Genomic DNA, 14,086 nt, shown 5'->3' with positions numbered 1-14,086 from the left:
ATAAATAAAAAAATCGATCAAAATGACCGATTATTTATTGTATGTGTTTATTTCATTTTAAAAACTGAGTGGATTTAAAGCAGTAATAAAAATTCTACCAACCTCCGGAAGCACCACCGCCTCCGAAACTTCCGCCTCCGCCGAAGCCACCAAAACCGCCACCTCCGCCGCCGGAACTTCCACCGCCAAATCCACCGCCGCCAAAGCTACCCGGAAAAGGGAAAAATCCACCCGGATAATTTCTGCGGCCTCTTCTGGAAAGGATTACATCATCGTCGTCATAATTTCCGCCGCCTTTTCCTCCTCCTTTGTTTCCGAAAAGGATGGCAATAATGATGAAGATTACAAATGCAATGATGATAATTTTAAAAATACTTCCGTCTCCATCTCCGCTTTCACGGTTGCTCAAAGGTTTAAATTTCCCCTGAACCGCTTCCATAATTGCCGATGTCCCGCCGTTGATACCTTCGTACCATTCTCCCTGTTTAAAGTGAGGGGTAACAATGTAGTCCAATATCTGTCCTGCAACAGATGCGGTAAGATATTGTTCCACCGCTCTTCCCTGCTGGATAGACATGGTATGGTCTTCGGTTGCAATAAGGAAAACAATTCCGTTGTCGACATCTTTTTTTCCGATTCCCCATTTCTCGCCAAACATCGTTGCCAGAAAATTGATGTCTTCTCCTTTTGTGGAAGGAATAATAACCACTTCAATCTCTGTTGAGGTAGAATCTGCAAATGCGATCAGTTTTTTATTAAGCGCATCTTTTTCCTCCTTCTTCAGAAGATTGGCATCGTCATAAACAGGATACAGAACGTCTGGTTTTGGAGGAATGGTATATTGTGCCGATACAAAAGTGTAAAAGCATACCAGCAAAAATGAAAAAACTATTTTAAGAGAACGTAATTTCATTAGGAAGTTCGTTGTGGTTTTCTCCCGTTACAGGAAAATATTTTTTTAGTTCCAGTCCGGTTTCAAGAATTCCGCTTTTTAAAGCCTGATAATAATTTCCTTTGGCAAATTCAGACGTAATATAGTCGTGCAGATGATCCCAGTAAGACTGGCTTACTTTTGCATGAATTCCGGTATCTCCGATGATCGTAAGATATTTTTGTTCAAAATTTACATGAAAAAGCACCGCATTTCTTTCTTTGGTTTTGTTCAGGCACAATTCTTCAAAAACTTTGAAAGCAATTTTTGCATTGTCTTCATCCGTATTGGAATCGATATGCACTCTGATCTCGCCGGTAGAATGCTCTTCTGCTGACTGAATAGCTTCCACGAGGGAAGCTATCTGCTGATTTGTTAAGAAACTTGTTGCCATTATTCTGAGAATACTTCAGGTGCTTTTTCTGCTCCTGCTTCCGCTTTGAACAAAGGTTTTTCTTTAAAGTTGGTGAAATTCGCCAGAATATTATTCGGGAATTGCTTTATGGATACATTGTAATCTTTCGCGGCATCATTGTAATAAACAGTTTCTGTTCTGATGCTGTTTTCTATCGCGATATATTCTCTCTGGAAATTAATGTATTGCTGATCTGCTTTTAAATTAGGATAAGATTCTACTACAGCCATCAATCTGCTTAAAGCTCCGGATAATTCTCCCTGTGCAGCCTGAAATCTGGCAACATCCTGCTCGGTCATATTGGTAGGATCAATGTTAATGGAAGTTGCTTTAGAACGTGCCTCAACAACTTTCGTTAAGGTTTCCTGCTCGAATTTGGAATAAGATTTTACCGTTCTTTCAAGATTCGGGATAAGATTTGCTCTTTTCTGATAAACAGTTTGTACGTTAGACCATTTTGCATTAACGGTCTGTTCTTTTTCCACAAAATTATTGTAGCCGTTTTTGCCCCAGAAGAATAGGACTGCAACAATAATAAGGAGAGCGATACCAATAGTTCCTGCGCTCAGACAACCTTTATTTTTCATAGTTTGATTTTTTTTAATATGTTTTGTGCTAACCAAATATACAAATTATGTGCTAATTTTGTAAAAATTTATTTGAATGACAACAATTGTGGTGGCAATGGGAGAGAAGAACGAAATTGGTTTTGAAAATCAGTTGCTTTGGCATCTTCCTAAAGATCTGAAACATTTTAAAGAAATCACTTCGGGGCATCCGGTAATCATGGGAAGAAAGACATATGAAAGTATCGGGAAACCGCTTCCCAACCGTACCAATATTGTTGTGTCCAGAAAAACCGACTGGTTCGAAGAAGGAATTTTAATCGTCGGTAGCATTAAAGAAGCCGTAAAATTCGCTAAAAAAATAGATGAAGAAGTTTTCATCATCGGAGGCGGGAAAATTTATGAACAGACGATGGATATTGTTGATAAACTGGAAGTAACTTTAGTAAAAGCAGATCTTCAAGCAGATACTTTCTTTCCAAAGATCGATCCAAAGATCTGGAAAAAAACAGACGAAATCTGCCATGAGAAAGACGAAAAAAATCAGCATGATTTCTGTTTTCAAACGTTTGAAAGAATTTAATGTTTAAAGTTCTCAGTTCAGGATTTAATACAAAACTTTAGACTCTGAACCTTAAACTTTGAATCTTAAATTTCTTATCTTTGCACTTCTAAAATTTAATAATGAATAAATATATAAAAATTGCAGTTGCAGCAGTTCTTATTCTTTTAGGACTATGGATGATTATTTTCACAAGGGAGAAAGGTTGGGGAATTGTAGTTTTCCTTTTGGCTGCAGCACCTATTCTGCTTTTCTTTAAAAATGAATATATTCTTTTGGCTTTCTGGCAATTAAGAAAGCAGAATATGGAAAAAGCAGGAGAGTGGCTTAAAAATATCACAGATTACAAAAACCAGCTTCATAAAACGCAGTATGGATATTTTCACTATTTAATGGGATTAACTCAAGCTCAGGATCATCCGACAAAAGTTGAACCTTTCATGAAGAAAGCTTTGGAATATGGTCTTAACATGAAGCATGACAGAGCTATGGCAACTTTAAATCTTGCAGCAGCAGCAATTTCTAAAGGGAGAAAACAGGAAGGACAAAAACTTCTGGACGAAGCAAAACGATTAGACAGCGCAGGAATGATGACCGACCAGATTAAAATGATGAAGGAGCAGTTGAAAATGCCAACGATGCAGAAACATATGCATAACCCGAATATGAGAAACAGAGGTAAATTCTTTTAATGAATAACTCCAGTAAAAATAACAAAAGCATCTAATTTTTAGGTGCTTTTTTGTTATCAATAGGGACGGGCTTTAGCCCGGCTTTTGGGTGCAAAGTTGACGGCTTCAGCCAAATAAATCGCCAGTTACATCTCAGAGTTATTTTCATACCCGTAAAATTTCGGGATCTGCCAATGATATTTCACGGCTAAAGTTCTTATGGAAACAATTAAAAGAATCGTAAAAATCTGAACGATAGTATACGTTAAAGTCGTAAATTTTGTCAGCAGTAAGAATGCTGAACCTCCCACAATACAGGCGGTTGCATAAATTTCTTTCCTGAAAATTAAAGGAATTCTGTTGAGCAATATATCCCTGATAATTCCACCGAAACAACCTGTAATTGTTCCCAATCCGATACAGATTAATGGATGAATATCTGCATTTAAACCCTTCTGAACGCCAATAATCGTAAACAATCCCAGCCCGAAACTGTCAAAAATAAATAAAGTAACCCGAAAGTTTTTTTCAAAAGATTTAAAAATCATGGTGAAAATACTGGTCAGAATAATCAATGCGCACGTAAGTAAATCATGCATCCAGAAAACCGGAATATCAAGCAGAAGATCTCTCACGGTTCCACCGCCGACAGAAGTTACAAAAGCAATAATCAGAACACCGAAAGGATCGAGCCGTTTCTGCATTGCCGCAAAACTTCCCGACATCGAAAATGATATCGTTCCCAAAACTTCTATGGCAAAATTAAACTGTTCGTGCATGTGTTATAGGTAATGAGTAATCGGTAATAAGTAATATGATTACAGTGTTGTATTTTGAGATAATTTAAATTTATAAGCAGTCATTACTTTTACTAATTCATCACATTCTGATCTTAAATGTGAGATTTTTCCGGAATCTAAATATTCCAGCTCATCAATTATTTCTAACCAGAATTGAGTTTCATCAATTTCTTCTACAACAATGCAGATTTTAGCAAATCTTTCCTTTTCGGATCTTGCTCTCGCAACTGCTCTGTAATTAGCAGCTACAGAAGTTGCTGATCTTATAATTTGTTTTCTGATTACTGAAAGATCATCAGAATATGGTAATGGTGATAACGATTTAATAATGGAAATCGAAAAATCTTTAGTTCGATCTCTAAATAACTGATTAAAATCCATAGTTGTAAAAATTACTCATTACTAATTACCCATTACTCATTACTTATAATTGCACTCTCACCGAATCCGGAACCAACAGCTCATATTCTCCGCCGTGATTGATGATTTCTCTTACAATGCTGCTGCTGATAAAAGACTTTCCTGAAGACGTTAACAAAAATACCGTTTCCAGTTTTTTGTGTGCTAAAGTTCTGTTGGTGTGGGCAATCGCTTTTTCAAACTCAAAATCGGCAGGATTTCTTAAACCTCTGATGATGTACTGTGCGTTTTTTTCAAAGCAGTAATCAACGGTTAAACCTTCAAAATAATCTACTTCCACGTTTGGGAATTCCGCGACTGAGTTTTGGATGAATTCCATTCTTTTCTCCAGCGGAAACATATATTTTTTCTGAGAATTCTGCCCGATAGCAATAATCAGTTTATCAAAAAGCGGCGCCGCTCTCTCAATGATATCGTAATGTCCTAAAGTAATCGGATCGAATGACCCCGGAAAAACAGCAATTTTCATGCGTGATAAATTATAGTTATAAATTATGAATGATGAGGTGAGAAATATAGAGAGATAAACTGCCGGCTTCTATCCTTCATCTTTCAGCCTTTTAATTTTTTTGTAAAGCTTTTTCAACCTCGTTTCCGCAAAGATCTGTAATGGAAATGCCGTAGATTTTTGCCTGCTGCGGAAGAATACTTGCAGGAGAAAATCCCGGATTGGTATTCATTTCCAGCATATAAGGAATTCCGTCCATCAGAATATACTCACTTCTTGAGAAACCACTCATCCCAAGAGAATTATATGCTCTTTTTGCAATTTCTTCTACGCGGATTCTTGTTTCATCGTCGATTCTTGCAGGCGTAATTTCCTCAGAAGCACCTTCGTATTTGGCTTCATAATCGAAAAATTCGTTGGTAGGAACAATTTCTGTAATTCCCAGAACAATTGTTTCTCCTTTATAATCGATCACACCCACAGAAACTTCCATTCCGTCAAGAAAACTTTCAATTAATATTTCGTCATCTTCTTTGAAAGCAATTTCGGTGGCAGCAAGGAATTCAGCCTTTTCTTTTACTTTAGAAATCCCCAAAGAGGATCCTGACTGATTGGGTTTCACGAAAACAGGCAAGCCAAGAGTTTCTATAATTTCATCAACCTTAATTTCTTCTCCTTTTCTTAAATAAACACTTTTCGCAGAAGGAATTCCGTATTTTGAAAGTACCGCTAAAGTATCTTTTTTATTGAATGTTAAAGCACTCTGATAAAAATCGCATCCCGTATATTTCTGTCCGATCGCGTCCCAATACGCCTGAAGAATTCCGTTTTCGCCCGGTGTTCCGTGGATGATATTGAAGCAGACATCAAATTTCAATGTTTCATTTTCATGTAAAGTCACAGAAAAATCTCCTCTGTTAATGGGGGATTTCTGCTCATTTTCACCTAAAAAAAACCATTCATCTTTCAGGATAACTACTTTATATACATCGTAAAGATTTCTGTCTAAGGAATCATAGATTAATTGTCCGCTTTTCAATGATACAACATATTCGTCTGAATAGCCTCCCATCACTACGGCAACTTGTTTTTTGCTCATTTTTGTTTAGTATCAGTTAAGGCAAATTTAATGATTTTATACAACGCGTAAACGTAAATCCTGAAATTTTAAAATCAAAAGTGAAATGTGTTAAATTAAAAGCACATTCTAAAATTATTAATTATATTTGCTGTCTAATTATAGTCATTTTAAGTATGCTTAAATCACTTTTCAATTGGAAAGTTTTACTAAACTTAGTCGTAGCCATCGGTGTTTTTGTGGGGTTGGTTTGGCTTACGTTTCGTTGGTTAGAATATCATACCAATCATGGTCAGGAAATTCCCGTTCCAAATATCGTTAATAAATCTGTACAGGAAGCCATCAAAATATTGGATGATTCGGGATTGGAATATGAAGTGGACAGTTTTAACTATGATCCCAAATACAGACCTTTTCAGGTGTTACAGGTGTATCCGGTTCCGGGTTCCCGTGTAAAAGACGGAAGAGCGATCCAGTTAAGAGTAAATCCAAGAACCTGGGCTAAAGTTGAAGTTCCGGATGTAATCAATAAATATTCAGGTCTTGCTTTCCAGCGTTTGGAACAGGTAGGTCTGAAAGTTGGAGACACCATCTTCGAGCCAAGCATTCAGAAAGATGCGGTTATCCGAATTTTATATAACGGAAATGAAGTAAAACCAAAAACTAAACTGGCGAGATTCTCTGTGGTGGATGTAGTTATTGGTTCAGGACCATTACGAAATATAGCGATTCCTAATGTAGTGGGATTAACAGTGAAGGAAGCGAGACAGGTTATTGCGAGAAGTATGTTTGAAGTGGGGCTTGTGGACCACGAAGACGGAAGCAAAGATGAATCTGATGTTATCTATTATCAGGATCCTGCAGCCGGAGATGTCCGGGATCAGGGAATGCAGATTGATCTTTGGGCAAGTAAGAAAACACTGGCTGAATTGAGTGCAAAAATAGAACAGCTGAATTCTACCTACAGAATGAAAGTAGACACTGCTCTGCCTCCAATCCAGTATCAGGAAATGCCAGTTCGTCAGGAACCGTCACAGGATATTCCTCCGCCGCCTGTAACTCCGAAAAGGGAAACCCCTAAACCGTCTACAGATGCAGCAAAAACAGATGCTTCTAAAACCACGGTAAAATCAACGAAACCGGTAACTGAAAATAAACCAAAGACTACTACTTCTAATACAGGTAGTAGTTCTGGTAATAACCAGCCAGCGAGCAGCAATAAATCTGCAGCAACTCCTGCAAAACCTGCAGAAAAGCCTAAAGCTAAAAAGATGGTTATAGAATAAAACGATAAATATTATAAAAAATACAGGCTTCAACTTTCATTATGTTGAAGCCTTTTGTATAAAAGATAAAACAATGGCAGAAGATAACGAAGATTTTTTGGACGAAGAATTATTAGATCAGAACAGTATCGATAATCTTGATATTGATGAAGAAAATAAAGGACTGTATGAACACCTTAACATCACGGTAGACAAAAGTCAGGAACCGTTGAGGATCGACAAGTTTTTATTGATTTTCCGTCAGAATTCTTCCAGAAATAAAATTTCACAGACCTGCAGAGCGGGAAATGTTATTGTGAACGGTGTTGCGGTAAAACAGAATTATCGCGTAAAACCGGGAGATCAGGTTTCGGTGCTTCTGGCGCACCCTCCACGGGAAAATGTTATCATTCCGCAAAATATTCCCATCAATATTGTATACGAAGATGACGATCTTATCGTTGTAGATAAAGATCCGGGAATGGTAGTACACCCGGGATTCGGAAACTGGGACGGCACTTTGGTGAATGCTTTGGCGTATCATTTTGAACAGAATGGCGAAAAATCCGATCTTGACAGGGTTGGACTGGTGCACAGAATTGATAAAGACACTTCCGGATTATTGGTGATTGCAAAAAATGAATATGCACTGAGCTTTCTGGCAAAACAATTTTTCGACAGAAAAACCAAAAGATTGTATTGGGCATTCGTTTGGGGAAATGTACAGGATGATGAAGGCACAATAAGAGGTCATATCGGTCGTCACCCGAAAAACAGGATGCAGATGCATACGTATGAAGACGGAAGCCAGGGAAAGCATGCGGTAACGCATTACAAGGTTTTAGAAAGATTTAAATACATGACCTGGGTAGAATGTAAGCTTGAAACCGGAAGAACCCACCAGATCAGAGCGCATTTCAAACATATTGGTCATACTTTATTCAATGATGAAAGATATGAAGGGCATACCCCTCTCCGTGGAGTGAATCTTCCTAAGTATAAGCAGTTTATAAAAAATGTCTTTGAGATTTTACCCAGACATGCGCTTCATGCCCATACTTTAGGATTTATACATCCCACTACCAAGAAGGAATTATATTTTGAAAGCCCAATGCCGAAAGATATGGCGGATGCTGTAAAAAAATGGAGAAATTATTTAGAAAACTAAAAATATATTGAGAATTTTTTTATATTTGTTGAATTGAAATCAAGATTTGTTATGAGAAAACTATATGCTATCGTATGTTTAGCTCTTTTGTCAAATGCATACAAAGCACAAGAAACTTTACCGTACTATCAACAGTATCTTTTAGACGGTGAGTTTTTGTTCAACCCGGCACAATACGGAAAGACCGACTATGTGCAGCTTAATCTTAACTATCAGCAGCAATTTTCGAAGTTCAGTGAGTCTCCAAACGTTCAGTCGGTAGGGATTAACGCGAACATTTTTGATAGAGTAGGAGCAGGTTTATCTGTATTCAGAGACAGCAACGGCCCTATTTCTGCAGGTGGTATTACAGCGGGTGCTTCATATTTTATTCCTCTTAGCAGCGACGGAGACAGAAAAGATCAGTTCTCTTTCGGTACAAGCGTTAGCTTCTACAACATGAATTTTGATTATTCAAAAATTAACACACAGGATGCTTCAGATCCATTATTGCAGGGAAGTGAAAGTAATATTTTCATGGCATATGCAAACTTCGGAGCACAGGCTACCTACAGAAATATTTTCGCAGGAGTTTCAGTTAACGATATCGCACTTACCAACGATGAAGCGATCGTAAACGGACGTGAGCCTTCTCCAATCAAGTTTTTCTTAAACTTAGGATATGACTGGCATGTAGGTGATAACATCTATTTCACACCTTCAGCTTTAATTAACCTGAACACAAACTCTACAAGAACGATTGATTATAACTTAATGGCAACGTTCTTTAACGACATCAATGCATTCTCTTTCGGGGTAAGCTACAGATCTGTTCAAAACAGATTCGACAGCCAGCAATTACAAATCGCTCCGGTTGTAAAAGTAAGATTCAACAAATTCATGATTGGAGCTACTTACAACTTAGGTTTGTCTGATATTCAGGAATATGGAGGAAACAGCTTCATGATCGGGTTAGGATATAACTTTGATAACTTCATTAACCACAGAGGTTATAGATATTAATTGATTTAATTTAAATAAATTTGAGCTCTGAATTTTTTCAGGGCTTTTTTTATGATTTACATTCACATTCCGTTTTGCAAGCAAAAGTGCTGCTATTGCAATTTCCACTTTTCAACATCTTTAAATTTTAAGGATGAAATGCTGGCTGCGATGAAGAAAGAAATCTTTCTCCGCAAAGATGAGTTGCAAAACAAAAACTTACAGTCACTGTATTTTGGAGGCGGAACGCCTTCCATTCTTTCGCCGGATGAAATTAAATCTTTAATTGATGAGGTATTAAAACATTTTACTTTTGAAAAGGATATTGAAATCACTCTAGAAGCGAATCCCGATGATCTGGATAAGAACTTTCTGAAAGGACTGTCGGAATCTCCGATAAACAGATTATCAGTCGGAACCCAAAGTTTTTTTGAAGAAGATCTGAAATTAATGAATCGGACACACACTGCAAACGAAGCCGAAGATTCCATCAAAAGAGCGCAGGATTTTGGTTTTGAAAATTTAAGCATTGATTTAATTTACGGTTCGCCAACTTCCAATCTGGAAATCTGGAAAGAGAATTTAAATAAAACCATTGCACTTGAAGTTCCGCACATTTCTTCTTATGCTTTAACGGTTGAGCCGAAAACGGCTTTAGAAAACTGGATCTCAAAAGGGAAAGTAAAAAGCCCGAAGGAAGAAGAACAAAACAGAGAATTTTACTACTTATCGGATTTTCTGAAAGATAATGGTTTTGAGCATTATGAAGTTTCGAATTTTGCCAAACCCAGATTTTACTCAAGACACAATTCTTCCTACTGGAAATATAAAGAATATCTGGGAATTGGTCCTTCTGCACATTCTTATAACGGTTTTGATGTCAGAGGCTGGAATGTCGCGAACAATCAGCAGTATATCAAAAAATTAAACTCAAATCTTCTGGCTAAAGAAGAAGAATTTCTCTCGCAAAACGATCAGTTTAATGAAATGATTATGATTGGCTTACGAACAATGTGGGGCGTTGATCTGGGAAGCTTAAAGGAGAAATTTAATGATAGCATTTTAGAACATTTTCAGAATGAAATCAAATCAAAGCTGGAAGAAGGAATTCTGGTAACAGAAAATAACCACCTTAAAATTCCGGAAAAACACTGGTTTATGGCAGACGGAATTGCTTCGGATCTGTTCATCGTCTAAGATGGAAATCTAAAGTCGGGAGTCGGAAGAACGGTTTGTGAAAAACTTGTAACATCCATCTTCTGCATCCAACAATTTCACTATTTTTGTATAAAATTTCAGCTCAATTTTGAAAACTAAAAAGCAGGATTATTCGCATCTTTCCCCGAAGCAGCCTATCGGAATTTTCGATAGCGGAGTGGGCGGACTTACAGTTGCCAAAGAGATAAAAAGACTTCTTCCGAATGAAGATCTGATCTATTTTGGTGACACCAAACATCTTCCGTATGGTGAAAAATCGAAGGAAGCGATTATCGAATATTCTACAAAGATCACCAATTTTCTGTTGGAGCAAAACTGTAAAGCGATTGTTATTGCCTGCAATACGGCAACGGCAAATGCGCTGAATGAAGTGATGCAGTCTGTTGCAGGAAAAGTTCCTGTGATTGACGTAATTAATCCGGTTGCAGAAAAAGTTTCCTATGAAATCCATAATAATGTGGGTGTCATTGCAACGAAAGCTACTGTGAATTCAGGGTTGTATAAAAAAAGCATCAGAAAGCACAATAAATGGATCAAGGTGGATGAACTGGCAACACCTTTATTGGTTCCTGCTATTGAGGAAGGTTTTAAAAATCACCCGATTACGCATGCGATTATCTACAATTACTTAAGCAACAGTAAATTAAAGAATATTGAGACCTTAATTTTGGGTTGTACGCATTATCCGTTGCTGATTGATGAAATCAAGCAATATTACGGAAATCGTGTCCGAGTAATTGATTCTCCGAATATTGTGGCGAACCACCTGAAGATTATCCTCGATAAATATCATCTGCTGAATGAGCAGAATCTGAAACCGAATTACCATTTCTATCTTTCGGATTTAACGAAAAACTTCGAAAAAATCTCGAAGAAATTCTTCGGAAAAACCATCGATTTAGAATTAAAAGTATTATAAAAAACAAAAGCTGTCTCAATTTGAAACAGCTTTTTCTATATAAGATTCTTTAACGTAAAGATTTATTTTTCAAAGTTTATTTTTAGTGAGCTAAGAATTAATCAATTGAAAATTGATTTTATAAAGCATACTTCATAAGTGACTTTGTCGCCACTCTTTGCTCTCTTAAATAATTTCGGGGATTATATTAATCTTTGCATTTAAATAAATTAAATTTCCAAAATTACGTGCTGTCTTTCCAGTCTTCTTTTCGGGGTATGAACCGGCTGGTTTTTGTCTTCTTCAGACTTTACGCCAATCACTACCGCAAAAACACTTTCGTACTTTTCGTTCTTTAAAATAGCATCATACTTTTCAGTTTCAATTCCTTCCATCGGAGTAGAATCTATTCCCATATCTGCACACGCAGAAAGCAAAACGCCCAATGAAAGATAAACCTGATGTTTCAGCCACGATCTGATCTCCGCTTCTCCTTTCGGTTTTACAAAAGTTTTATAATAAGTTACCGAACCTTCCGGAAGATTTTCTTCAATCTGCTTTTCAAAATCTTCAGGATTTTTAAGTGCCTGAAAAACGATAAGGTGACTTCCGTCCAATACTTTTTCTTTGTTAAAATAAGAAGCTTCGGCAAGCTGTATTTTTGTTTTAGGATCCGATACAAACACAAAATTCCATGGCTGACTGTTAATGGAAGATGGACTTAAATGCAGAATTTCTTTAAGCTGCTGAATCTGCTCTTCACTTATTGTACCTTGAGGATTATACTTTTTTACGGTATATCTCGATTTCATTTTTTCTAAAAAGTTCATAATTTTTATACTATATTTTTTATAGTTGCAAAATTAATGTATGTTTGATATATTTGCAATAACGGTCTAAAATGATAGTATGAAAAAAATGTATTCCATAGATAATAAAGAATATCCGTGCTGTACAACGGTTACCATGAGATTTATCGGCGGAAAATGGAAAGCCGTGATTTTGTTTTATCTGATTGATGGAGCAAAAAGATACAACGAACTAAGAAAATTAATTCCCACAATTACAGAAAGAACGTTAAGTTTACAGTTGAAACAGCTTGAAGAAGATCATATTATCGACAGAAAGGTGTACACAGAAAAGCCGCCTTTAATGGTAGAATACACCTTAACGGATTTCGGAAAAACATTGCTTCCTCTTTTAAAAGAAATTGCAAAATGGGGTGAAAGTGCGGTTGTTTCTTCTGAAAAAGTAAAAATTATTTAAAACAAAAAATCAGGAAAATTATTCCTGATTCTGTATTTCTGTAGTTTCTTCCTTATTCGGTTCAAAAAAACTGAAACTTACATTGCCGTATTTTCGGGTATCGATTAAATTCGGATGATCAAATTTCATTCGGCTTTGGTGTTCTATCACTAGAATTCCGTTTTCCTTCAGGTATTTATTGTTTAAAACCTGAGAAATAATTTCCTGATACTTTTTTTCTTCCATTTCGAAGGGAGCATCGGAAAAAACAATTTCAAAAGATTTTTTATTTCTGAATTTCTTCAGCCAGTCGAAAACATCGCCCCGCTGAACATTCACCTGCAGACTGAATCCAAGTTCAGAAGCGGTAGAATTAAGAAAAGCGGTATGTTTCGGATTCATTTCTACAGACGTAATATCCTGACATCCTCTTGATGCAAATTCAAACGAAATAGAACCGATTCCCGCAAAAAGATCCAGCACGGAAACCGACTGCATATCGTAGGTGTTTTCCAGAATACTGAAAAGTGCTTCTTTGGCAAAATCCGTAGTCGGTCTTACATCAAAATTCTTCGGAGCGGCGATTTTTTTGGCTTTCCATTTGCCGGATATGATTCTGTACATTTTTTTAGTTGTTGGATTGTAGGTAAGAGGTTGCAGGTTTAGGAACTAATAGCTGTCGTCTGTTTCCTGAGACCTAATTTAATATAAAATTTTTAGAAGGAATATTATCAAATACAATTTTCAGATTCTTTACGAATTTCTGAAGCTCTGAAATAAACGTTTCATTTTCAGTAGTTTCTCCGTACGCGTAGAAATTGGTTTCATTGATTCCGAAACCGATTTTGCTTAACGTAAACATCACGAAATAAAGGAAATCTACCTCAGAATTAACATCCAGATTGTTGTATAAGATAACTTTTTTGTTGTCTATCGCGAAAAACTCACATTGGTTATGATACAGGTTGATGTGAATTTCTTTGCTGTTTTTGTTATTAATGGAATTTAAAAACTTTTCACCGGAAAAATTAAACTGAACAGGCAGCGCGAGTTCTTTAATCTTTTTGTAAAAATGCTTCGGGAATGTATAATAAAACTGAATTTTAAACTTTTCGTTAATCGAAAGCATCAGTTCTTCTTTCTCTTTATCCACAGGAGCGTTGAAAGCGATAAGATCGAATCCTGCTTCATGCTCCGAAAAACCTTCCGGCATCAGCGTGAAATGATTGAGCGCGGAAATCACATGGATCTCATCAAATCTCTGCAGAAGAAGAACTTTATCCAGCATATCCGAAATAAAGTGTTCCGGAGATTCTTCATCCACGAAATACGATTTCTCTTCCACAATGCTCTTATTTTTAGCAATCTGGTAGATTAATCCGTCTTTGGTAAAAAGTAAATTAAGTATATTCATAATTTG

The 14,086-nt window shown here is 36.6% G+C and carries 18 protein-coding genes; 8 read left to right on the top strand and 10 right to left on the bottom strand.

What is annotated here, in order from left to right:
- Nucleotides 1-94: 94 nt before the first annotated feature.
- From AC52CF_RS17695 to AC52CF_RS17685, 3 genes are read right to left on the bottom strand one after another with little or no spacing between them, the layout of a single operon-like run.
- A complete protein-coding gene (locus tag AC52CF_RS17695) occupies nt 95-913 on the bottom strand; it encodes a TPM domain-containing protein (protein WP_496517515.1) in 819 nt (272 codons plus the stop codon).
- Nucleotides 894-1,325, bottom strand: a complete 432-nt coding sequence (locus tag AC52CF_RS17690) for a TPM domain-containing protein (RefSeq protein ID WP_087705773.1) — start codon at nt 1,323-1,325, stop codon at nt 894-896. Before AC52CF_RS17690 ends, AC52CF_RS17695 begins: the two co-directional genes overlap by 20 nt.
- Nucleotides 1,325-1,933 carry a LemA family protein gene (locus tag AC52CF_RS17685; protein ID WP_496517514.1) on the bottom strand — a complete coding sequence of 203 codons (609 nt, stop codon included), beginning with the start codon at nt 1,931-1,933 and terminating at the stop codon, nt 1,325-1,327. The genes AC52CF_RS17690 and AC52CF_RS17685 overlap by 1 nt, the downstream gene beginning before the upstream one ends.
- Before the next feature lie 76 nt (nt 1,934-2,009).
- On the opposite strand from AC52CF_RS17685, the gene AC52CF_RS17680 reads away from it, so the two are divergent.
- Nucleotides 2,010-2,495: a dihydrofolate reductase gene (locus AC52CF_RS17680; RefSeq protein WP_235132857.1), complete on the top strand. Its 486-nt coding sequence runs from the start codon at nt 2,010-2,012 to the stop codon at nt 2,493-2,495.
- A gap of 101 nt (nt 2,496-2,596) precedes the next feature.
- Nucleotides 2,597-3,166, top strand: coding sequence for a DUF2892 domain-containing protein (locus tag AC52CF_RS17675; protein WP_235132856.1), 570 nt, complete (start codon nt 2,597-2,599; stop codon nt 3,164-3,166).
- 125 nt (nt 3,167-3,291) lie between these two features.
- Here AC52CF_RS17675 and AC52CF_RS17670 read toward each other — a convergent pair whose 3' ends face one another.
- The 4 genes from AC52CF_RS17670 to AC52CF_RS17655 all read right to left on the bottom strand — a co-directional run bounded on the left by AC52CF_RS17670 (nt 3,292) and on the right by AC52CF_RS17655 (nt 5,912).
- Entirely contained in the window at nt 3,292-3,924 is a 633-nt protein-coding gene (locus AC52CF_RS17670) for a trimeric intracellular cation channel family protein (RefSeq protein ID WP_076393091.1), read from the bottom strand.
- A gap of 39 nt (nt 3,925-3,963) precedes the next feature.
- Nucleotides 3,964-4,326 carry a four helix bundle protein gene (locus tag AC52CF_RS17665; RefSeq protein WP_214588541.1) on the bottom strand — a complete coding sequence of 121 codons (363 nt, stop codon included), beginning with the start codon at nt 4,324-4,326 and terminating at the stop codon, nt 3,964-3,966.
- A gap of 43 nt (nt 4,327-4,369) precedes the next feature.
- A complete protein-coding gene (gene coaD / locus AC52CF_RS17660) occupies nt 4,370-4,834 on the bottom strand; it encodes a pantetheine-phosphate adenylyltransferase (RefSeq protein ID WP_076393087.1) in 465 nt (154 codons plus the stop codon).
- Between the two features lie 91 nt (nt 4,835-4,925).
- Nucleotides 4,926-5,912, bottom strand: a complete 987-nt coding sequence (locus tag AC52CF_RS17655; protein ID WP_375181470.1) for a D-alanine--D-alanine ligase — start codon at nt 5,910-5,912, stop codon at nt 4,926-4,928.
- Nucleotides 5,913-6,067: 155 nt separating this feature from the next.
- Here AC52CF_RS17655 and AC52CF_RS17650 point away from each other — a divergent pair, with 155 nt between their 5' ends.
- The 5 genes from AC52CF_RS17650 to murI all read left to right on the top strand — a co-directional run bounded on the left by AC52CF_RS17650 (nt 6,068) and on the right by murI (nt 11,442).
- Nucleotides 6,068-7,177: a PASTA domain-containing protein gene (locus AC52CF_RS17650; RefSeq protein ID WP_214588543.1), complete on the top strand. Its 1,110-nt coding sequence runs from the start codon at nt 6,068-6,070 to the stop codon at nt 7,175-7,177.
- Between the two features lie 73 nt (nt 7,178-7,250).
- Nucleotides 7,251-8,324 (top strand): RluA family pseudouridine synthase, encoded by a 1,074-nt coding sequence (locus AC52CF_RS17645; protein WP_214588544.1) that lies wholly within the window; start codon nt 7,251-7,253, stop codon nt 8,322-8,324.
- A gap of 51 nt (nt 8,325-8,375) precedes the next feature.
- Nucleotides 8,376-9,326 carry a PorP/SprF family type IX secretion system membrane protein gene (locus tag AC52CF_RS17640; protein ID WP_214588545.1) on the top strand — a complete coding sequence of 317 codons (951 nt, stop codon included), beginning with the start codon at nt 8,376-8,378 and terminating at the stop codon, nt 9,324-9,326.
- A 51-nt stretch (nt 9,327-9,377) separates the two neighbouring features.
- Nucleotides 9,378-10,502 (top strand): radical SAM family heme chaperone HemW, encoded by a 1,125-nt coding sequence (gene hemW / locus AC52CF_RS17635; RefSeq protein WP_214588546.1) that lies wholly within the window; start codon nt 9,378-9,380, stop codon nt 10,500-10,502.
- A 109-nt stretch (nt 10,503-10,611) separates the two neighbouring features.
- On the top strand, nt 10,612-11,442 hold the full coding sequence (murI, locus tag AC52CF_RS17630; protein ID WP_214588547.1) for a glutamate racemase: 831 nt from the start codon (nt 10,612-10,614) through the stop codon (nt 11,440-11,442).
- A 209-nt stretch (nt 11,443-11,651) separates the two neighbouring features.
- On the opposite strand, the gene AC52CF_RS17625 is transcribed toward murI, so the two are convergent.
- Nucleotides 11,652-12,251, bottom strand: coding sequence for a nitroreductase family protein (locus AC52CF_RS17625; RefSeq protein WP_496517513.1), 600 nt, complete (start codon nt 12,249-12,251; stop codon nt 11,652-11,654).
- 88 nt (nt 12,252-12,339) lie between these two features.
- Here AC52CF_RS17625 and AC52CF_RS17620 point away from each other — a divergent pair, with 88 nt between their 5' ends.
- Nucleotides 12,340-12,687 carry a winged helix-turn-helix transcriptional regulator gene (locus AC52CF_RS17620; RefSeq protein ID WP_116098508.1) on the top strand — a complete coding sequence of 116 codons (348 nt, stop codon included), beginning with the start codon at nt 12,340-12,342 and terminating at the stop codon, nt 12,685-12,687.
- An 18-nt stretch (nt 12,688-12,705) separates the two neighbouring features.
- Here the strand turns inward: AC52CF_RS17620 and AC52CF_RS17615 are convergent, their stop codons facing one another.
- Nucleotides 12,706-13,290, bottom strand: coding sequence for an RsmD family RNA methyltransferase (locus tag AC52CF_RS17615; protein ID WP_496517512.1), 585 nt, complete (start codon nt 13,288-13,290; stop codon nt 12,706-12,708).
- 73 nt (nt 13,291-13,363) lie between these two features.
- The gene (locus tag AC52CF_RS17610; protein ID WP_375182078.1) at nt 13,364-14,080 is read right to left on the bottom strand and encodes a DUF3822 family protein; all 717 of its coding nucleotides are present in this window, start codon (nt 14,078-14,080) and stop codon (nt 13,364-13,366) included.
- Nucleotides 14,081-14,086: the final 6 nt, after the last annotated feature.

This window comes from Chryseobacterium sp. 2P, from assembly GCF_059579425.1.
Note: the sequence above shows the minus strand (reverse complement) of the source record. Positions and strands in the feature narration are given on the sequence as shown.